A 17,284-nucleotide genomic window follows, 5' to 3' on the forward strand; every position below is an offset into this window, starting at 1 on the left:
GGCCAACTCGCCCACAATTCAAAGACATATGTCAATCGAACATGCTGAAATTCACTCGTTGGGGGGTAACTTGCGGGGTGGGGAACGGTTTTGAGGACCGCGGCCCCTCCCCACGCACGGAGCAGGCTGGAGGCGATCTCGTCGTGCGGCAGGAACCTGCACCGTTCACCCGGCATCTGCGCGTCCGCCACGAGCGGGGGCACACGGTGCTGGAGTTCCGCGGCGACATCGACCTCGCCGCGGCCACGGAGATCGCCCCGCACCTGGACCGGGAGACGAACCGCCCCGCCGCCCGGGTCGTGATCGACCTCAGCGGGATCGAGTTCTTCGACTGCTCGGGTCTGCGGCTGCTGTACCGGGCCAGGAGCCGGGTGCTCGACCGGGACGGGCAACTGCTCCTCGTCTGCGCCCATCCCCTGACGCTCCGCGTCCTGCGGATCACCGGCATGTCCCGGCTGCTGCCGCCGCAGCCGACGCTGGACGCGGCGCTGGGGCAGCCGGAGGCCACCTCCGGACCGGTATGAGTGCGCCTCTGGCGGTGACCGGGCTGCCGGTCCGGCCCCGGCCGGGTGCGCCCTGCGCGCCCCCGGCCACCTCGTGCGGCCCTCAACCGGGCGGTCTGGCAGGGGCATTGGCGGGCATCCGGTCAGTAGGAAGGAGGGCCGTCGCATGACGACTCCCGTCAAGCGCCTCCCCAGGCGCATGCCCGGCTGGGCGAAGGTGGTGGCCGCGCTCGTGCTGGTGCTGGTCGTGTTCTTCGCCGGGATCCGGCTGAGCGTGGTCCCGGGCCTGAAGGACCTGTTCGGCACCGACACCCACGACCGGTCCGGTCCCGCGCTGCTGAAGTCCATCCAGGACATCAGCCGTTACGACGCCGCTTCCGGCAACTTCCAGGTCGTCGTGGACCTGGAGAAGGACGCCAAGTTCCTGCCCGACGCGATCCGCGGCACCCGCACCCTGTACGTCGGCGCGGGCACCGTCGACGCCTACGTCGACCTGGGCAAGGTCGGCGAGAACGACGTGCGCGTCAACGGGGACCGCACGTCCGCCACACTCCGGCTTCCCCACGCCCAACTGGGCAAGCCGGCCCTCGACCCCGACCGCTCCTACGCCGTCTCCAAGCAGCGCGGACTCTTCGACCGCCTCGGGGACCTGTTCTCGGACAACCCGAACGGCGAGCAGGCCGTGCAGAAACTCGCGGTACGGCACATCGGCGACGCGGCGAAGGAGAGCGAACTGACCGCACGCGCCGAGTCGAACACCACGGGCATGCTCGAAGGTCTCCTGCGTTCCCTGGGCTTCACGGAGGTGCGGGTCTCGTACGGCAGCTGACCGTGCGGCGACCCGGCGCCTCGAGTGCCCGGGGCACCGGGGGCGACAGTGGCTGGAACGGTCCGCGGCGGCGGTGTCGCCGCGGACCGCGCGGCATCGTCGCCGCGGCTGCGGGTAACCGCCGTGTCACGCAGCGATGTTGAAGAGTGGAGGACCGAATGGCCGGTGCAGCCTCACGTCTCCGTACCGCGGATTCCGGGAGTGAGCGGCGCCCGCTGCCGCTGCCGCTCCGACTGCTGGCGATGGTGTGCGCCTTCACGTTCATGGTCGCCTTCGCGGTGGTGCTGGCACGGCTGACCCTGCAGCCCTCGCCCGCGTCGGAGGCGCTGACCCACACCAACATGCATCCGGGCCGTTCCCTGAAGGCCTATCTCGACCAGCCGGCGCTGCGCGACGCCGTCCGGCAGATCGGGGGGAACATCCTGCTGGGCGTCCCCTTCGGTGTCCTGGTCCCCGTCGTCGCTCCGCGCGCCCGCGGCATCCTGCGCGTGCTGCTGCTGACCGCCGTCGTGATGCTGCTGGTGGAATTCGCCCAGGGCGCGCTGGTCACCGGCCGCGCCTTCGACATCGACGACGTCATCCTCAACACCAGCGGCGCGCTCATCGGCTACCTGCTCCTGGGCCGGCGGCTGAGCCGAGCGGTGCACGCGCGCAGGCCCCGCGGCGCCCGGAGGGAGAAGAAGCCGTCGGCCGACAGGCCTAGCGCAGCGTCCAGGTGAACTTGTCCCCGCCGACCCAGCGGACCACGTCCGGATCGTCCAGGTCGTGGACCGTGATGCCGAACGCGGCGGCGGCCGCCAGCACGTCGGTGACGGCCCTGGCCTCACCGACGACCTGGCCGTCGATCTCCACGATCCGGAACGGCGGTGTGCCCGGCTGCACCCCGAGCACCATGATCCGCGGCTGGGATATGTACGGGCTCGCGATTTCGGTCATGCATCGAGGGTAGAGCGCAACCGGCGACAGCGCGGCTCCCGGCCGACGGCGAGAGCGACGGCGGGGAGGAAGCTCGCGGGCGCGCTCAGGGGCGGCGCCAGTCGTCGCCCGTCAGGTGCGAGCCGGCCTGCGGGCCCATGCGGAGCATGCCGCCGTCCACGCTCCAGGAGGCGCCGGTGACGTAGGAGGCGTCCGGACCGGCGAGGAAGGCGATGACGGCGGCGACCTCGCGGGCGTCGCCGGGCCGTCCCAGCGGCACTCCGGGGCGGCTCTCGGTGTGCGGGTCGGTGTCCTCCTGCCCGGTCATGGGCGTGGCGATCTCGCCGGGTGCGACGGCGTTGACCGTGATGTGGTACTCGGCGAGTTCGAGCGCCATGACCTGGGTGAGCAGCCCTAGACCGCCCTTGGCCGCGCAGTACGGCGCGGCGCCCACCCGCGGCTGGTGCTCGTGGACGGACGTGACGTTGACGATCCGCCCGCCGTCGCCCTGCCCGATCATCCGCCGGGCGGCCTTCTGCCCGCACAGGAACGGCCCGACGAGATCGACGTCCAGGACCTCGCGCACGTCGGACAGCTCCAGGTCGAGGAACGGCGTCATGGTGCCGGTGCCGGCGTTGTTGACCAGCACGTCGACGCGGCCGAGTCGCTCGCACAGGTCGTCCACGGTGTCGGCGGCCTCGGGCAGCCGGGTGAGGTCCATGCGGGCGACCTCGGCGCGCCGCCCGTGCGCCCGGACCTCCTCGGCGGTCTCCTGGGCTCCCTTCTGGTCGCTGTGCCAGGTGATGCCGACGTCCATGCCCGCCTCGGCGAGGCGCACGGCGGTGGCCCTGCCGATGCCGGAGTCGGCTCCGGTGATCAAGGCGACCTTGCTGCGGGGCGCGCTGGGGGCGGACATGAAGGCCTCCTCGGCAAAGCGGTCGGGACGAGGCATCGCAGTACCCGGGTGCGTACCGGGCAAACCGCCGCCGTACGTCGTGCGGCCCACCGGGTGCTGGGGAACCCTTGAGGTGGAGGTGGCGATGGATCCCGTCGAGGCACTGGACCGGATCGCCTTCCTGCTGGAGCGGTCCCTGGCGCCCACGTACCGCGTGCGCGCCTTCCGTACGGCGTCCCGGGTGCTGCGGGAGCTGGGCGAGGACGAGGTGCGGCAGCGGGCGGACACCGGGTCGCTGGAGTCGCTCAAGGGGGTCGGCCCGAAGACCGCCCAGGTGGTGCGGGAGGCACTGGCCGGCGAGGTGCCCGGCTATCTGCGGAAGCTGGAGGGGGAGGCGCGGGAGCGGCCGGCCGTGCGGGGCGGACAGGAGTTGCGGGCACGCATGCGCGGGGACTGCCATCTGCACTCCGACTGGTCGGACGGCGGCAGCCCGATCGAGGAGATGGGCCGGGCCGCGGCCGCGCTGGGCCACGAGTGGGCGGCGCTGACCGACCACTCGCCGCGGCTGACGGTGGCGCGCGGGCTGTCGCCCGAGCGGTTGCGGGAGCAGCTGGACGTAGTGGCGGAGCTGAACGAGACCTGGGCGCCGTTCCGGCTGCTGACCGGCATCGAGTGCGACATCCTCGAGGACGGCTCACTCGACCAGGAGCCGGAGCTGCTGGAGCGGCTCGACGTCGTGGTGGTGTCCGTGCATTCCAAACTGCGCATGGACGCCCGCTCCATGACCCGGCGGATGGTGGCGGCGGTCCGCGATCCGCACTCCGACGTGCTCGGGCACTGCACGGGCCGGCTGCTGACCGGCCGGGGACGGCCCGAGTCGGAGTTCGACGCGGACGAGGTCTTCGCGGCGTGCGCGGAGACGGGCACGGCCCTGGAGATCAACAGCCGGCCGGAGCGGCTCGACCCGCCGCGGCGGCTGCTGCGCCGGGCCGTGGAGGCGGGTGTGCTGTTCTCCATCGACACCGACGCGCACGCGCCGGGGCAGCTGGACTGGCAGATCAACGGGTGCGCGCGGGCACAGGAGTGCGGGGTGCCGCCCGAGCGGGTGGTGACCACGTGGTCCCTTCCGGAGCTGCTGGCCTGGACCCGCGAGCGGCGGGTGCCGTCGGGCGTGACCGGCGGCTGAGGTGGTACCCGGGCGGGCAGGCCGAAGCGAGAAAGGGATCACACGCATGGCACAAGCGGAACGGGCGGCGGTGTTCGACGTCGACGGCACGCTGGTCGACACCAACCATCTGCATGTGGTGGCGTGGTGGGAGGCCTTCCGGCAGGCGGGTCACGACGTGCCGATGCACGCCATCCACCGGGCGGTGGGCCTGCCGTCCACCGACCTCGTCGCCCATCTGCTGGGCGACGACCGCGACACCGGCCAGGACGCCGACATCAGCGCCGGGCACAAGGCGCTGTACGGGCAGTACTTCGACCGGCTGCCCGCGTTGCCGGATGCCGGGCCGCTGCTGCGCCGTCTGCACCGCGAGGGCTGGGCGGTGGTGCTGGCCACCTCGGCGGGCGGCGCGGAGCTGAGCGCGTTGCGCCGGGCGATCGACGCGGACGACGCCATCACCGCCACGGCAAGCGCCGACGACGTCGACGCGGGCAAGCCCGCGCCCGAACCCGTCGAGCACGCCCTGGAGCTGGCCGGGGTGCCGGCGGAGCGGGCGGTGTTCGTCGGTGACACCGTGTGGGACATGCGGGCGGGCAGCCGTGCCGGGGTGCGCTGTGTGGGCGTGCTGTGCGGCGGCATTCCGCGCACCGACCTGGAGAAGTCCGGCGCGGACGCCGTCTACGCCGATCCAGCGCACCTCATGTCGTCGCTGCGTGACAGCCCGCTGGCATGAGCCGGAGTGAAACGTCCTGTCAGACGGATACCCGCAGCGCATGACGCGTGTGACGAGTGAGGAAGCGGTGACGGACGACTCCTACCCGGCCGGGCGAACGGCCCGGGAGACGAGTCCCGAGAAGGCGGCGGACCGCCGGACGACGAGAAGTACGGAGCCTGACCATGCGGCGGACGGCCGGGCCGGTGCCGAGGGGCCGCAGGAGGGTATGACCGGCCCGGGGCGGGGAGTTCGCGTGGCGCGGCCGGTGGACGCCGTGCGGCGCGAGGCGCGGAGCGTCGCGGATGCCGCCCGGGCCGCCTGGCGTGGGCCGGGGCGGCAGCGGGACCTGCTCGTGCAGTCGCTGAAGGCCGCCGCCGCGGCGGTGCTCGCCTGGCTGGTGGGTGGCGTGTGGATGGGAGACCCGCTGGCGCTGATGGCGCCGTGGGTGGCGCTGGTGATGGTGCAGGCCACCGTCTACAGCTCGGTGCTGACGGGGGCACGGCAGTTCGGGGCGATCTGCGTCGGCACCGTGCTCGCCTCGGCGGCGGGGGCCGTCACCGGCGACACGACAGGGGCGCTGGCCCTCTCCGTTCCGGTGCTGATGCTGCTCGCGAACTGGCCCCGCTTCGGCGACCAGGGCATCTACGCGGCGACCACGGCGCTGTTCACCCTCACCGCGGGCTCCGTGACCATGTCGAGCGTCGGGCACCGTGTGGGGCAGGCCGCGCTCGGTGCCGTCATCGGCGTCGCCGTCAACGCGTTCGTCCTGCCGCCGGTCCATCTGCGGGACGTCCGGGAGAACCTGGCGGGCCTCGCCCGGGGGTCGGGGGAGGTACTGCGCTCTGTCGCGGGGGACCTGCGCGAGGGCGAGTGGGACGCGCAGACCGCCGCCGGCTGGGTGAGCGCCGCGGCGCGGCTGGACCACCGCCTGAAGGCGTTGCGGTCGGCGCGCGGCTGGAGCCAGGAGAGCCTGCGCCTGACCTACGGCCCACTGCGCACCCTGCACCGCGTTTCGTCCATGCCGCTGCCGCCCACCGACGAGGACGAACGCTGGAGCCGCGTCACCGGGCACGTCACCGCCCTGACCAGGGCCCTGGCGGTGGCCGTGGACGACAAGCGGACGTCGGCCCCGCCCGAGGGCCCGGCGCTGCGCACGTACGCGGAGCTGCTGGATCTGATCGGGGACGTCTGCCTCAGGGAGGCCGATTGCCTGCTGAAGGGCAGCACGGCCCCCTGCCGTGACGGCGAGCTGGACAAGAACGTGCAGGAGCTGCACGAGCAGTTGCAGGAGAAGCTTCGCGAGCACGCCGGGCAGGGAGCCGCCCGGACCGCGGTGCTCGGCACGCTGCTGCTCCAGGCCGAGAACCTGTGGGCCGAAACCGTCCTCGACCACGGGGACCACGGACACCAGGAGCAGTGACGCACGTCACCGCGAAGAGGCCCCTGGCCTGGAACACCCAAGAGTGGTTCTCCGTTGAACTACCCGTGGGTGCGGATGGGACAGTGTCCCCGGGCCTCACCATTCGCCCACAGGGACGATCGTTCGGCTGAAGCCCTGTGGAGCCTTTCGCCGAGAGGCGACCGCCCTCCGCGCCCGCCCTCCAAGCCGCCCCGGCCGTGATCCCCCCCATCCGGCCGGGGCCTTCTCGTGCGCCGGCCATCCGCTGCACGCGCGCGAACCGGGTACTCGGTCGACTCCCGAGGACGGGTACGACGGAGAGGAGCCGAAGGTGAGCAGCACAGTGGGCAAGAGGATCGTCGTCACGGGCGCCACCGGCAACGTGGGCACCAGTGTGGTGCGCCTTCTCTCGGAGGACCCGGAGGTCGCCTCCGTCCTGGGCCTGTCCCGGCGGATCCCCGACTGGTCGCCGCCGAAGACGGACTGGGCGGCGGTCGACCTGGCCTCCGAACAGTCCGGTCTGGCCGAGCGGTTCGCGGACGCGGACGCGGTGGTCCATCTGGCGTGGGCTTTCCAGCCGACGCACGACCCGGCGGCGACCTGGCGCACCAATGTGCTGGGCAGCATCCGGGTTTTCGAGGCGGTGGCCGCCGCCGGCGTACCGGCGCTGGTGCACGCCTCGTCGGTGGGGGCGTACTCCCCGGGCCCGAAGGACCGGGCGGTGGACGAGTCATGGCCGACGCACGGCTGGCCGGACGCCGCCTACTGCCGGGAGAAGGCCTACCTGGAGCGGGCGCTGGACACGTTCGAGCGCGACCACCCCGCCACGCGGGTGGTGCGGATGCGGCCCGCCTTCCTCTTCAAGTGGGAGTCGGCGAGCGAACAGCGCCGGATCTTCGGCGGCCGGTTCCTGCCCGGCCCGCTGGCCCGCCCGGAGCTGTTGCCCTTCCTGCCCGACATCCCGGGACTTCGGGTGCAGGCCCTGCACACGGACGACGCGGCGAACGCGTACCGGCTGGCCGTGCACTCCGAGGCCCGAGGTGCCTTCAACCTGGCGGCCGGGGAGACGGTCGACGCGCGGCTGCTGGGTGAGATGCTCGGCGCCCGCCCGGTGCGGGTCCCGCGCACCGCGGCGCGTTCGGCGATCGCCGCCGCCTGGGGCCTGCACCTGCTGCCCGCGTCCCCGCATCTGTTCGACGCGGTGCTGCGCCTGCCCCTGATGGACTGCGACCGCGCGGTCAGGGAGCTCGGCTGGCGGCCGGAGCACACGGCGACGGCGGTGCTGGAGGAGTTCCTGGAGGGGCTCCAGCAGGGCGGGGGCGCGCGGACGGCACCGATGCGAGGACGCAAGGTGGGCTGACCGCACCGCCGACCGGGCCGAGTGGCACAGCGAAAGCCCCCGAACATGGCCGATGGCCGCAGCCGACCCCCACAGCCGGCTGCGGCCATCGGCGTTCAAGGAACCGACGCGCCGGGGGCGCTCAGTCGGCCGGCTCGTCCGGCACCGGATGCTCCGGGTGCACCCCTCCCTGCCGCGGCGCCCCCTGCCGGCCCGTCCCCGCCTCGTCCGTGTCGGGGACGTCGTCGGCGGGCTTCGCGTCCCCGGCCCCGTCCTCGTCCTCGTCGCGCTCATCCGTCTTGTCGTTCTTGCCGGTGCCCGTGAAGCGCGGGGCGACCTCCCACGGGTCCTCGCCGACGTCGGCCTGCTGGTCCGGCATGTCCCGCGGGACGGGGTCACCGTTCTCGCCGGGTCCTTCGAGGCGGTGGTCGGTCACGGCGTACTCCTTCCGGTCGTCCGTGCGCCGCGCGAGTACCTCCGCCGTGACCTGCGAAACCTCAGCGCGGCCCCGGATGCGCCGAGCGGGCGCTAACCCCCGGTAACCGCCTCGATCTCGTCCAGGGCGGTCACCAGTTCCGGGTCCACCCTTTCCCGCACCCACCGCAGGTGCTCCTCACCGGCCTCGCGCGGAACCGTCTCGGTGAGCATGATCAGGTACAGATAGGCGCGATACAGGGCGTAGCGCAGGCGGGCCGGCGTGTCGAAGACGGCCCGGCCGCCGGCCTCCCGGTAACCCGCCAGGAACGCCTCGTCCGTGCGGATGTCGCCCAGCAGCGCCAGGGAGACGAACTCGGCGAGGGGGTCGCCCCAGAACATGCGTTCCCCGTCGATGAGCCCGCCGATGCGAGGCCCGCCGGCCGTGCGGTCGATCAGGATGTTGCCCGGCCAGAGGTCGAAGTGGACGAGGCGGGGGACGGTGACCTCGTCGAGGGCGCCGTACGCCGAGGCGGCGGTACGGGCCACCGCGTCGACGGGCCGGGGCAGCCGGGGGTTGTAGCGCCGGGCGTCGTCGAGGACGGCGTCGAACATCGTGGTGAACGCCGTCCGCCAGTCGGGGGCGAGCGGGCCGAGGGCGCCGGAGGGGTAGCCGAAGCCGGTGCCCGTCACGTCGTGCAGACGGGCCGTCCGGCGCCCCAGCTCCGCACGCAGCGCGCGCTGTTCGCCGTCGGTGAGCGTGTCGTCCCAGACCTCGCCCGGGCAGGCCGTCATCAGCAGGAAGCCGTCGCCCACGGACACCAGCCGGGGGGCGGGGACCCCGGCGGCGGCGGCCGAACGGTAGAACTCGGCCTCCGAGACGAGCAGTCTGCGTTCGTGCCGCATGCCGGGGGTGGCGGCCGCGGGCGGGATCTTCAGTACGTAGCGGTCGCCGTCGGTGAGGCGGAGTTCCTCGACGGTGTTGTAGGTGCCGCCGGTCAGCGGCCGGAGGCGGGCGAGGCGGCCGGGGTCCAGGCCCGCCTCCCGAAGGACGTGCCGGGCCCGTTCCCAGGAGTCCACCACCGTGCGCCCACCCCTCCCCTGCGGTCAGCCGGCCGCGTACACGTCCTCGACGTAACGCCCGTCCGCGACGAGTGCGTCGAGCCACTGCTCGGCGGCCGCCCCGTCGGTGCCCGGCGTGTGCTTGAGGTACAGGGTACGGAAGGCCTCCCGCACCCCGGGCGCCATCCGGGAGCCGTCGCCGCAGACGTACACGCGCGCGCCGGTTTCCAGCAGCGCCCAGACCTCCTCGGCCTCGGCGGCGATGCGGTGCTGCACGAACCGCACCTCGCCCTCGGGCGTCTCGCTGAAGGCGGGGCGCAGGGACACGGCCCCGGCGGCCTCGGCGGCGCGCAGTTCGTCGGCGTGCAGGAAGTCGGCGTCGGGCGCGTCGCAGCCGAAGTAGCAGAGGGCCGGGGGCAGTTCGGCGCCCGCCGCCAGGGCCGCCGTGCGGTCGGCGATGGCGCCGCGGAACGGGGCGAGACCGGTGCCCGCGGCGATCATGACGACTGGCGTGGAGCCGCCGGTGGCGTCGATGCGGAAGGCCTCCCGGCACGGCTGCACCCGCGCGTACACCGTGTCGCCGGTCCCCAGCGCCGCCAGGTGTCCGGACCCGGTGCCCCGGTAGACGCCCTTGCCGGAGCGGGCGGGGGCCTCCAGAAGGGAGACCATCAGGTCCACGTGGCCGGGGTCGACGGCGGGCGAGGACGAGATGGAGTAGTGGCGGGGACGCAGCGGCGTGAGCAGGTCGAGCAGACGCGGCCAGTCCAGGGCGCCCCGCAGGGCCGGGTAATCCTCGAGGATTTCCACGAGGGTGCGCGGGTCGTCGGTGAGGGCGGCCAGGGCCGTGCGCTCCGGCGGGCACGGGTTGGCGGCGGCGAGCGCGGCGAGCTGCCCGGCGCTCGGACGCTCCTGGAGCTCCACGTGGTGGGTGAGGAGCTGCCGTACCGTCACGGGGCGGTCGACGGCGATGCCGTCGCGGCGGGGGCGGGTGGCGCGGATGTCCAGCACGGTGTCGAGGTCGGCGCCGAGCGCGGCGGCGGCGCGGGCGACGAGGGCCGGGTCGTTGGCGGGCAGCACGGTGAGGTGGTCGGCCGTGCGGTAGGTGACGCCGGCCGGCAGCGCGACGCGGACGAAGCGCTTGCGGCGGGCGTAGCCGGGCGCGGTGAGGTCGCGGGCCTCGGTGACCCGCATGGGGACGAGTTGGTGCCGTTCGGCGAGGGCGTCCAGCGGACCGCCGGTCAGGGTGCGGACCTCGTAGGCGGTCGTGGGTCCGCCGGTGTCCGGAGTGGTGGCGTCGGGGTCGCCGTACCGTTCCAGGAGGGCGGTGCGCAGGGCCGTCGTGAACTCGCGGACGGTGCCGGTGAGGTCGCCGGAGGCGTCGGCGGCGGCCCGGTCGAGCAGCCGGGCGGCGCCGGACTCGGCGAGCCGTTCGTCGATCCGGGTGGGGACGTGCTGGTAGGTGGCGGCCCAGTTGCGGTCGCCGACGCCGAGCACGACGTACGTCACGCCGGACAGGTCGCGGGTCTCCTCCAGCCGGGCGGCGAAGGCGGTGGCGTCGTCGGTGGGGCGCCCGTTGTAGGAGGCGGCCGTGATGACGACGGGCCGGTCGGTGGGCAGCCCGCCGGCGTAGGCGTCCAGGGGCGCCACCTCGGTCTCGCAGCCCACGGCGGCGGCCTCGTCGGCGAGCCGGCCGGCGAAGTCGCGGCAGGTGCCGTAGTTGCTGCCGTGCAGGAAGAGGGCGGCGGTGCCGGTGCGGACGCGGGCGGGCAGTCCCTGAGGCGCGGCCGACGGGGAGTCCTTGACCGGGGCGGCGCCGGGCAGCGGCGGGTGGACACGGTCGGCGGATGTGCGCGGGGTCAGGGCGAGGGTGAAGCCCTCGGGCTTGAGGGTGAGGGTCTCCTTGACGTCGAGCCGGTAGCCGGCGTGGTCGCGCAGCCGGTAGCGGTGGACGAGCATGGCCAGCAGCATGGTGGCCTCGTGCAGCGCGAACTGCCGTCCGATGCAGGCGCGTTCTCCGGTGCCGAACGGCTTGAAGGCGTGCACCGGGCGCCGCGCCTCCGCCTCGGGCGTGAAGCGGGAGGGGTCGAACAGCTCGGGATTGTCGCCCCAGACGGGCTGCCGGTGCAGCATCGGGGTGAGCACCAGGGCGGCCTGCCCGGCGCGCAGCGGGATGCGGCCGCCGAGCAGTGTGTCCTCGCGGGCCTCCCGGGAGAACACGGCGGCCGTCGGCCACAGCCGGAGCGCCTCGTTGAGTACCTGGCGGGTGTAGGTCAGCCGGCCGACCTCGTCGTACGTCGGATCGACGTCCGCCACGTCGCCCCACAGCTCGTCGACCTCGCGCTGCACCAGCCGGAGCGCGGTGGGGTGCTTGGCGAGGTAGTACAGCGCGAAGGACATGGCGCCGGAGGTGGTCTCGTGGCCGGCGATCAGGAAGGTGATGACCTGGTTGCGGATGTTGGCGGTGTCGAGCCTGCTGCCGTCGGCCGGGTGTTCGGCGGTGAGCATCAGGCCGAGCAGGTCGTCGGCCTGCCTCTGGCCGCTGCCGGTGCGGGCGGCGATGACGTCGTCGACCACCTGGGCGAGGTAGGCGGAGTCGGTCCGGAAGGCCGCGTCCGCCGCCGAGTAGTCCTTGCCCGGGACGCGCGCCAGGCGGGTCATGCTCCACTCCAGGCAGCGGACCATCGACTCGACGAAGGGGTGCGGCTCGGACCGCTCGAAGGAGCCGAAGTCGTAGCCGAACCCGGCCAGTCCGATGGTGTCGAGCGTCATGCGGGTCATGTCGCCGGGCACGTCGACGGGCGCTCCGGCGCGGGCGTCGCGGTCCCAGGACGCGATGAGCCGGCGGGCCACCTTCAGCATCACGGGGTGGTAGGTCCGCATGGAGCCGAGCGCGAAGGCGGGCATGAGGATGTCGTGCGCCCTGGCCCAGTTGGGCTCGTCGTTGTACGCGGTGAACAGGCCGTCGGCGGCGAACTCCCGCACGTTCTGAAGGCCCGGGCCGATGTGCTTGGCGAACCGCTGCTCGTCCGCGAGTTCGGCCACGAGGTCGAGGTCGCCCACGAACAGCGTGTCGCGCCCGTACAGCCTCCGGAGGAACACGGGCCCGTGCTCGCGCATGAGATCCATGGCCTGCTGGATGGGCGTGGCGCCGGGGCCGGTGGCGGAGATGTCGGCGACGGGGACGCCGGGGAGGGACGGTGCGGGCCGGGGAGCCTGTGCGGTGGGGCGCATGACGCGGCAACTGCCTTTCGCGGTACGGGAGTACTCCGGTCCAGCGTGATCCACGGGGCCCGGCCGGCCGTACGGCGGCCCTACATGATTCTGTAGTGCGCGCACATGCTTCGCCCTTGCGTACGGCGCCCCGGCATGGCAGGGAGGAACTCGTGGAGCAGGCCCGGCAGGAGGCCGTGACGTGGCGCAACCGCGCGCTGCTGCTGTTCGACCGGGTCGCGATGCCGGTCGCGGTGTGCGACGTGTACGGGGCGGTGCTGCTCGCCAACCCGGCGATGGCCGCGGAGTGCGGTACGACGCCGGGGCGGCTGCGCGGCCGTGACGTGCTGGAGCTGTTCTGCCCCAGCGAGGCCACCCAGGTGGAGCGCATCGCCCAGGCGCTGCGCCTGCGGCACCGCTCGCGCTACCAGGTCTCGGTGCGCTGGCGGGCCCCCGACGGCACGGAGCGCTACGGCGAACTGACGGCGGACCCGGTGAGTGACACGGTGGAGGACACGCCGGCGCTGCTGGTGATGCTGCGGGTGGACGGCGAGCGCCGGCCCGGTTGCGCACCGCCCACGGAACGGGCCCGGGTCACACCGATGGAGGCCCGCGTCCTGGCCCTGCTGGCCTCCGGCGCCACCACGGCCCGCGCGTCCCGGGAAACCGGCCTCACGCCCGACGGCGTCACCTACCACCTGCGCCGTCTTTCGTCCCGTTGGCGCGCCGCCAACCGCACGGAACTGGTGGCCCGGGCCTACGCACTGGGTGTCCTGACGCCCGGGGTGTGGCCGCCGGAGGTGTCGGGGGCGGAGTAGGCCTTGGCGCGGTGCCGCCCGTGCCGTCGTGACGTGCCGTCCGGAAAATCCACTGGCTCCCCCTCGCCGGCCCTTCTAGCCTGTCCCAGAAACCTAGGGCCCCTAGGTTTCGGTGACGACCAGGAGCCCTCCCATGAGATCACTCACCGAACCGGACATCCGCAACTCGTTCATCAACTGCTCCAAGGGCGAGGCCAAGCGTCTGGCCGTCCCCCGCGACCTCGCCGAGCGTCCGTGGGACGACCTCGACTTCCTCGGGTGGCGCGATCCGGGGGCGCCCGATCGCAGCTATCTGGTCGTCGAGCGGGAGGGGCGGCTCGTCGGGGTGGCGATGCGGTTCCAGGCCGCGCAGCGCGGCTTCCTGCACCGCAGCATGTGTTCGCTGTGCCTGACGACGCACCCGCGGGGCGGTGTGTCGCTGATGACCGCGCGGAAGGCGGGGGCGGCCGGCCGCGAGGGCAACTCCGTCGGGGCGTACATGTGCACCGACCTCGCCTGCTCCCTCTACGTACGCGGGAAGAAGACGCCGGAGACCGGGGCCCGCTTCGAGGAGAGCCTCACGCTCCAGGAGCAGATCGAGCGGACCCTGGGCAATCTGGGCGCCTTCCTCGACAAGGTGTCCGCCTGAGGACCCCTCGGTCGCCCCGTCCGTCCCCTGGCGTTAACTTCCTTCATGGATGCTTTCGAGCCAGGGGAAGGGGAACAGGCCGAGGATGCGAGAGGTACGTGAGTGGACGGCGCCCGCCCTGAGGATCCTGCGCAAACACCGGGATCCGGTGGTCGTCCAGACCGTGCGGTCCGCCACGGCGGCGACGATCGCGTACGTCATCGCGCTGCGGCTGAGCCCCGAGAAGGCGCCCCTCACCGCTCCCCTGACGGCGCTGCTGGTCGTCCAGGTGACGCTGTACGCCACGCTCACCAACGGGTTCCGCCGGGTGAACGCCGTGGTGACCGGGGTCCTGCTCGCCATCGCGTTCAGTCTGCTGGTGGGCCTGACCTGGTGGAGCCTGGCACTGCTCCTCGTGGCCTCGCTGGCCGTGGGACGGCTGGTGCGGGTGGAGGAGTACGTGCCCGAGGTCGCGATCAGCGCCATGCTGGTCCTCGGAGTCACCACCGTCGGGAACACCGCGTGGGCCCGGGTCGTGGAGACGCTGATCGGCGCGACCGTCGGGCTCGCCTGCAATCTGCTGCTGGCCCCGCCCGTGTGGGTGGAGGAGGCGGGCGAGTCGATCGACGGGCTGGCGCGCCGGCTGCGGCAACTGATGCTGCGCATGGGCGAGGAGGCCGCCGGCGGCACGCCCGTGAACCGTGCGGAGGAGCGGCTGTACGAGGCGCGGCGTCTGGACCACGACATCGTCGAGGTGGACGCGGCGCTCAGGCAGGCCGAGGACAGCCTGCGGCTCAACCCGCGGGTCCGGGACAGCCTGCTGCACCGGGTGGTGCTGCGTACCGGCCTGGACACGCTGGAGATCTGCACGGTCGTCCTTCGCGTGCTCGCCCGCTCCTTCACGGACCTCGCCAAGGAGCGCGAACCGGAGCCGCTGTTCGAGGACGAGACGGGCGCCGTGCTGCAGCAGCTGCTGTCCGAGATCGCCGACGCCGTGGTGAGTTTCGCGGTGCTGGTGACCACTCATCTCAGCGAGAGCGCGGAGTCGGCGGAGGAACGTCTCGCCACGGAACTGCGCACCGCGGCGGGCACCCGCGACAAGCTGGCCGCGCTGCTGCGCGAGGACGCCCGGCGCGAGACGCGGCACTGGCAGTTGCTCGGCGCCGTACTGACGGAGGTCAACCGGATCCTCGACGAGCTCGACACCGAGCACCGCTCCCGGCGCCTGCTCGAGGAACTCGACCGTGTGTCGAGTGAGCAGCGCGCCCGGATGCCGCGCCTGACACGGCTGCGTGAGCGCCTCGGCGTCCAGGAGCAGATGTGGCGCAGCCGTGCCGGGTTCGGCGGGCGTTCCCACTGAGGCGGCACCCGCGTGCGACCCCGCCCGGGCGTTGCATCACGTGCAACGCCCGGTGCCTGCCTTGCACCCGGTGGTGATCCACGCCATGGTGGCTGTCGCGACGGGGACGAGGGACGACCTGAGGGGCGACATGAGCGGTGACGGCTGGAGCAGGCGCCGGTTCGTGGGCGTACTGGCGGCAGGGGCCGGCGCGGCGACGCTCCCGGCCTGCGACGACTCGCCCGCCCCCACGCCCCCGACGGCTCCGGCGGCCCCCGAGGCGAGCGGGAGCCCGTCCCGGGAGGCCCGGCGCCCGTCCGGGCCGCATCCCCTCTATCTCGGCACCTACACCTCCGTCGACGGTGGCGGCAAGGGCATCGGCCTGGCCACGTACGACACGGCGACGGGGCGCATCGTCGGCACCGGCACCCTCGGCGGCGTCGGCGACCCGTCGTACCTCGCCATCCACCCGGACCGGCGCACGCTGTACGCGGTGAACGAGCGCGAGGACGGTGCCGTGACCGCCGTCCGGCTGTCCGACCGGAAGATCCTGGGCAGCCGGAGCACCGGTGGCGCGGCCCCCTGCCACCTGTCGGTGCATCCGGGCGGGCGCTGGCTGCTCAGCGCCGGCTACGGCTCCGGCGACGTGGCCGTGCACCCCATCGAGCCGACGGGCGCCCTCGGCGAGCGCACCGACCTCGTCCGGCACTCCCGTCCGGCGCCCGGACCGGGGCAGCAGGGCCCGCACGCGCACCAGATCATCACCAGCCCGGACGGGGGCCATGTGCTCGCCGTCGACCTGGGTACGGACACCGTCTACACGTACCGGCTCGACGACAGAGCCGGCACGCTCCAGGAGGTCGCGCAGGCGCGGACGCGGCCGGGCGCCGGTCCGCGCCACCTCACGTTCCACCCCGGCGGCCGGTTCGCCTACCTCGCCAACGAGGTGGACAACACGGTGGCGGTCTGCGCGTACGATCCGGCCTCCGGCCGCGTGAGCGTGGGCGAGCCGCAGTCCACCGGCACGGGTCCCGGCACGAGTTACCCGGCGCAGGTCCTGGTGACCGCGAACGGCCGCTACGCCTATCTCGCCAACCGCGGCCACAACAGCCTCACGCGCTATGCCGTCGAGGCCGAGGGCGCGAAACTCAGGCTGCTGGACACCGTTGCGGTAGGCGGTGACTTCCCACGCCAGATCGCGTTCTCGCCGGAGGGCACGCTGCTGTTCGCCGCGAACCAGAAGTCCGGCACCGTGACCGTCTTCCGGGTGGATGAGCGCAGCGGGGCGCTGCGCCGCGCGGGCGAACCGTTCCCCTCACCGGTCGCCGTCTGTGCGCTGCCGCTGTAGGGCCCGGGGGCAGGAGGCGGCGGCCGCCTGGCCGAGCAGGGCGTGCATGCGCTCGGTGAGCTGCGCGATGTCGTCGGCGGGCGTGTGGAAGGCCAGCCGTACGTCGCCGTGGGCGCGGGCGCGTTCGATGCGCAGCGTCAGTCCGTGCCGGTCGACGGCGAGCGGCCGGACCCGCACGGCGCCGTGCAGGCTGCCGGAGTCGACGAGCCGGGTGAGCCGCTCGACCGCGTCGGCGTGGCAGTCGGCCAGGTGGGTCAGCAGCCGGGACTCGGCCGTGGTGAGCGGATCGGGTACGGCGGCGGCGAACTCCCCGGGGTCCACTACGACGGTCCCGGACGGCTGCCGCAGCACCACGCGGGTGGGCGTGAAGGCGAGCCTCTCCCCTCGGGCGGCGAACCAGCCCGCGAGCCACAGCCGCGCGCGGATCCGGTCGCGCACGGGGACGGGGGCCACGTCGGCGAACTCCAGCACCGCGGACGGCTCGCCGCGGGGCGCGCAGATCGCGGCGGCGGCCAGCGCGCTGTCCTCGGGCACATCGACGAGGACCCTGCCGTCCTCGGTCACCGTGTGGGCGCCGGCCAGCTCCTCGCGCGTGCCCTCCGCGGTGACCGAGCAGGACCACGCGGCGGCGAGCACCGAGCGCGCCCGCTCCGCCGCGGCAGGGGCCGCCGTCCAGCTGTGGCTGTCGTCACCCATCCCAGACCTCCTTAGGTAAGCCTTGCCTAA

Annotated in this window: 17 protein-coding genes; 11 read left to right on the plus strand and 6 right to left on the minus strand. The window is 73.5% G+C overall.

All coding sequences use genetic code 11. The features are described from left to right. Positions 1-143 precede the first annotated feature (143 nt). From IE212_RS03845 to IE212_RS03855, 3 genes are all read left to right on the plus strand, one after another. Entirely contained in the window at positions 144-524 is a 381-nt protein-coding gene (locus tag IE212_RS03845) for an anti-sigma factor antagonist (protein ID WP_190196242.1), read from the plus strand. Between the two features lie 145 nt (positions 525-669). Continuing rightward, positions 670-1,332, plus strand: a complete 663-nt coding sequence (locus tag IE212_RS03850) for a DUF4230 domain-containing protein (RefSeq protein ID WP_190196243.1) — start codon at positions 670-672, stop codon at positions 1,330-1,332. A gap of 158 nt (positions 1,333-1,490) precedes the next feature. After that, positions 1,491-2,051 (plus strand): VanZ family protein, encoded by a 561-nt coding sequence (locus IE212_RS03855; RefSeq protein WP_190196244.1) that lies wholly within the window; start codon positions 1,491-1,493, stop codon positions 2,049-2,051. Here IE212_RS03855 and IE212_RS03860 read toward each other — a convergent pair. Beyond that, a complete protein-coding gene (locus IE212_RS03860; protein ID WP_190196245.1) occupies positions 2,032-2,268 on the minus strand; it encodes a hypothetical protein in 237 nt (78 codons plus the stop codon). The genes IE212_RS03855 and IE212_RS03860 overlap by 20 nt on opposite strands. 85 nt (positions 2,269-2,353) lie before the next feature. Next, positions 2,354-3,163 (minus strand): SDR family oxidoreductase, encoded by an 810-nt coding sequence (locus IE212_RS03865; protein WP_190196246.1) that lies wholly within the window; start codon positions 3,161-3,163, stop codon positions 2,354-2,356. Positions 3,164-3,287: 124 nt separating this feature from the next. On the opposite strand from IE212_RS03865, the gene IE212_RS03870 reads away from it, so the two are divergent. The 4 genes from IE212_RS03870 (at position 3,288) to IE212_RS03885 (ending at position 7,781) form a co-directional block, all read left to right on the plus strand. After that, a complete protein-coding gene (locus IE212_RS03870; protein ID WP_190196247.1) occupies positions 3,288-4,328 on the plus strand; it encodes a PHP domain-containing protein in 1,041 nt (346 codons plus the stop codon). 46 nt (positions 4,329-4,374) lie between these two features. Next, positions 4,375-5,040 carry an HAD family hydrolase gene (locus tag IE212_RS03875; RefSeq protein WP_190196248.1) on the plus strand — a complete coding sequence of 222 codons (666 nt, stop codon included), beginning with the start codon at positions 4,375-4,377 and terminating at the stop codon, positions 5,038-5,040. A gap of 208 nt (positions 5,041-5,248) precedes the next feature. Next, positions 5,249-6,442 (plus strand): FUSC family protein, encoded by a 1,194-nt coding sequence (locus IE212_RS03880; protein ID WP_190196604.1) that lies wholly within the window; start codon positions 5,249-5,251, stop codon positions 6,440-6,442. Between the two features lie 310 nt (positions 6,443-6,752). Then, positions 6,753-7,781, plus strand: a complete 1,029-nt coding sequence (locus tag IE212_RS03885) for an SDR family oxidoreductase (protein WP_190196249.1) — start codon at positions 6,753-6,755, stop codon at positions 7,779-7,781. Positions 7,782-7,902: 121 nt separating this feature from the next. Here IE212_RS03885 and IE212_RS03890 read toward each other — a convergent pair whose 3' ends face one another. From IE212_RS03890 to IE212_RS03900, 3 genes are all read right to left on the minus strand, one after another. Further along, the gene (locus IE212_RS03890; protein WP_190196250.1) at positions 7,903-8,196 is read right to left on the minus strand and encodes a hypothetical protein; all 294 of its coding nucleotides are present in this window, start codon (positions 8,194-8,196) and stop codon (positions 7,903-7,905) included. Positions 8,197-8,288: 92 nt separating this feature from the next. Beyond that, positions 8,289-9,257, minus strand: coding sequence for a phosphotransferase family protein (locus IE212_RS03895; protein ID WP_190196251.1), 969 nt, complete (start codon positions 9,255-9,257; stop codon positions 8,289-8,291). Positions 9,258-9,281: 24 nt separating this feature from the next. After that, a complete protein-coding gene (locus tag IE212_RS03900; RefSeq protein ID WP_190196252.1) occupies positions 9,282-12,467 on the minus strand; it encodes a bifunctional cytochrome P450/NADPH--P450 reductase in 3,186 nt (1,061 codons plus the stop codon). A 116-nt stretch (positions 12,468-12,583) separates the two neighbouring features. On the opposite strand from IE212_RS03900, the gene IE212_RS03905 reads away from it, so the two are divergent. The 4 genes from IE212_RS03905 to IE212_RS03920 all read left to right on the plus strand — a co-directional run bounded on the left by IE212_RS03905 (position 12,584) and on the right by IE212_RS03920 (position 16,558). Continuing rightward, the gene (locus IE212_RS03905; protein WP_373301333.1) at positions 12,584-13,264 is read left to right on the plus strand and encodes a helix-turn-helix transcriptional regulator; all 681 of its coding nucleotides are present in this window, start codon (positions 12,584-12,586) and stop codon (positions 13,262-13,264) included. A gap of 133 nt (positions 13,265-13,397) precedes the next feature. After that, positions 13,398-13,892 (plus strand): FBP domain-containing protein, encoded by a 495-nt coding sequence (locus IE212_RS03910; RefSeq protein WP_190196253.1) that lies wholly within the window; start codon positions 13,398-13,400, stop codon positions 13,890-13,892. A gap of 85 nt (positions 13,893-13,977) precedes the next feature. Then, a complete protein-coding gene (locus tag IE212_RS03915) occupies positions 13,978-15,231 on the plus strand; it encodes an FUSC family protein (RefSeq protein WP_190196254.1) in 1,254 nt (417 codons plus the stop codon). Positions 15,232-15,316: 85 nt separating this feature from the next. Beyond that, positions 15,317-16,558, plus strand: coding sequence for a lactonase family protein (locus IE212_RS03920; RefSeq protein ID WP_229864038.1), 1,242 nt, complete (start codon positions 15,317-15,319; stop codon positions 16,556-16,558). Here the strand turns inward: IE212_RS03920 and IE212_RS03925 are convergent. Then, positions 16,526-17,254 carry a DUF2470 domain-containing protein gene (locus IE212_RS03925; protein ID WP_190196255.1) on the minus strand — a complete coding sequence of 243 codons (729 nt, stop codon included), beginning with the start codon at positions 17,252-17,254 and terminating at the stop codon, positions 16,526-16,528. The genes IE212_RS03920 and IE212_RS03925 overlap by 33 nt on opposite strands. Positions 17,255-17,284 lie beyond the last annotated feature (30 nt).

The organism is Streptomyces djakartensis (genome assembly GCF_014651075.1).
Classification (GTDB): domain Bacteria; phylum Actinomycetota; class Actinomycetes; order Streptomycetales; family Streptomycetaceae; genus Streptomyces; species Streptomyces djakartensis.

Bases quoted from the DNA above. Each gene is read 5' to 3' on its own strand.
- IE212_RS03850 (WP_190196243.1), top strand. From the start codon at position 670: ATGACGACTCCCGTCAAGCGCCTCCCCAGGCGCATGCCCGGCTGGGCG.
- IE212_RS03855 (WP_190196244.1), top strand. From the start codon at position 1,491: ATGGCCGGTGCAGCCTCACGTCTCCGTACCGCGGATTCCGGGAGTGAG.
- IE212_RS03860 (WP_190196245.1), bottom strand. From the start codon at position 2,268: ATGACCGAAATCGCGAGCCCGTACATATCCCAGCCGCGGATCATGGTG.
- IE212_RS03865 (WP_190196246.1), bottom strand. From the start codon at position 3,163: ATGTCCGCCCCCAGCGCGCCCCGCAGCAAGGTCGCCTTGATCACCGGA.
- IE212_RS03870 (WP_190196247.1), top strand. From the start codon at position 3,288: ATGGATCCCGTCGAGGCACTGGACCGGATCGCCTTCCTGCTGGAGCGG.
- IE212_RS03875 (WP_190196248.1), top strand. From the start codon at position 4,375: ATGGCACAAGCGGAACGGGCGGCGGTGTTCGACGTCGACGGCACGCTG.
- IE212_RS03880 (WP_190196604.1), top strand. From the start codon at position 5,249: ATGACCGGCCCGGGGCGGGGAGTTCGCGTGGCGCGGCCGGTGGACGCC.
- IE212_RS03900 (WP_190196252.1), bottom strand. From the start codon at position 12,467: ATGCGCCCCACCGCACAGGCTCCCCGGCCCGCACCGTCCCTCCCCGGC.
- IE212_RS03910 (WP_190196253.1), top strand. From the start codon at position 13,398: ATGAGATCACTCACCGAACCGGACATCCGCAACTCGTTCATCAACTGC.
- IE212_RS03915 (WP_190196254.1), top strand. From the start codon at position 13,978: ATGCGAGAGGTACGTGAGTGGACGGCGCCCGCCCTGAGGATCCTGCGC.
- IE212_RS03920 (WP_229864038.1), top strand. From the start codon at position 15,317: ATGGTGGCTGTCGCGACGGGGACGAGGGACGACCTGAGGGGCGACATG.
- IE212_RS03925 (WP_190196255.1), bottom strand. From the start codon at position 17,254: ATGGGTGACGACAGCCACAGCTGGACGGCGGCCCCTGCCGCGGCGGAG.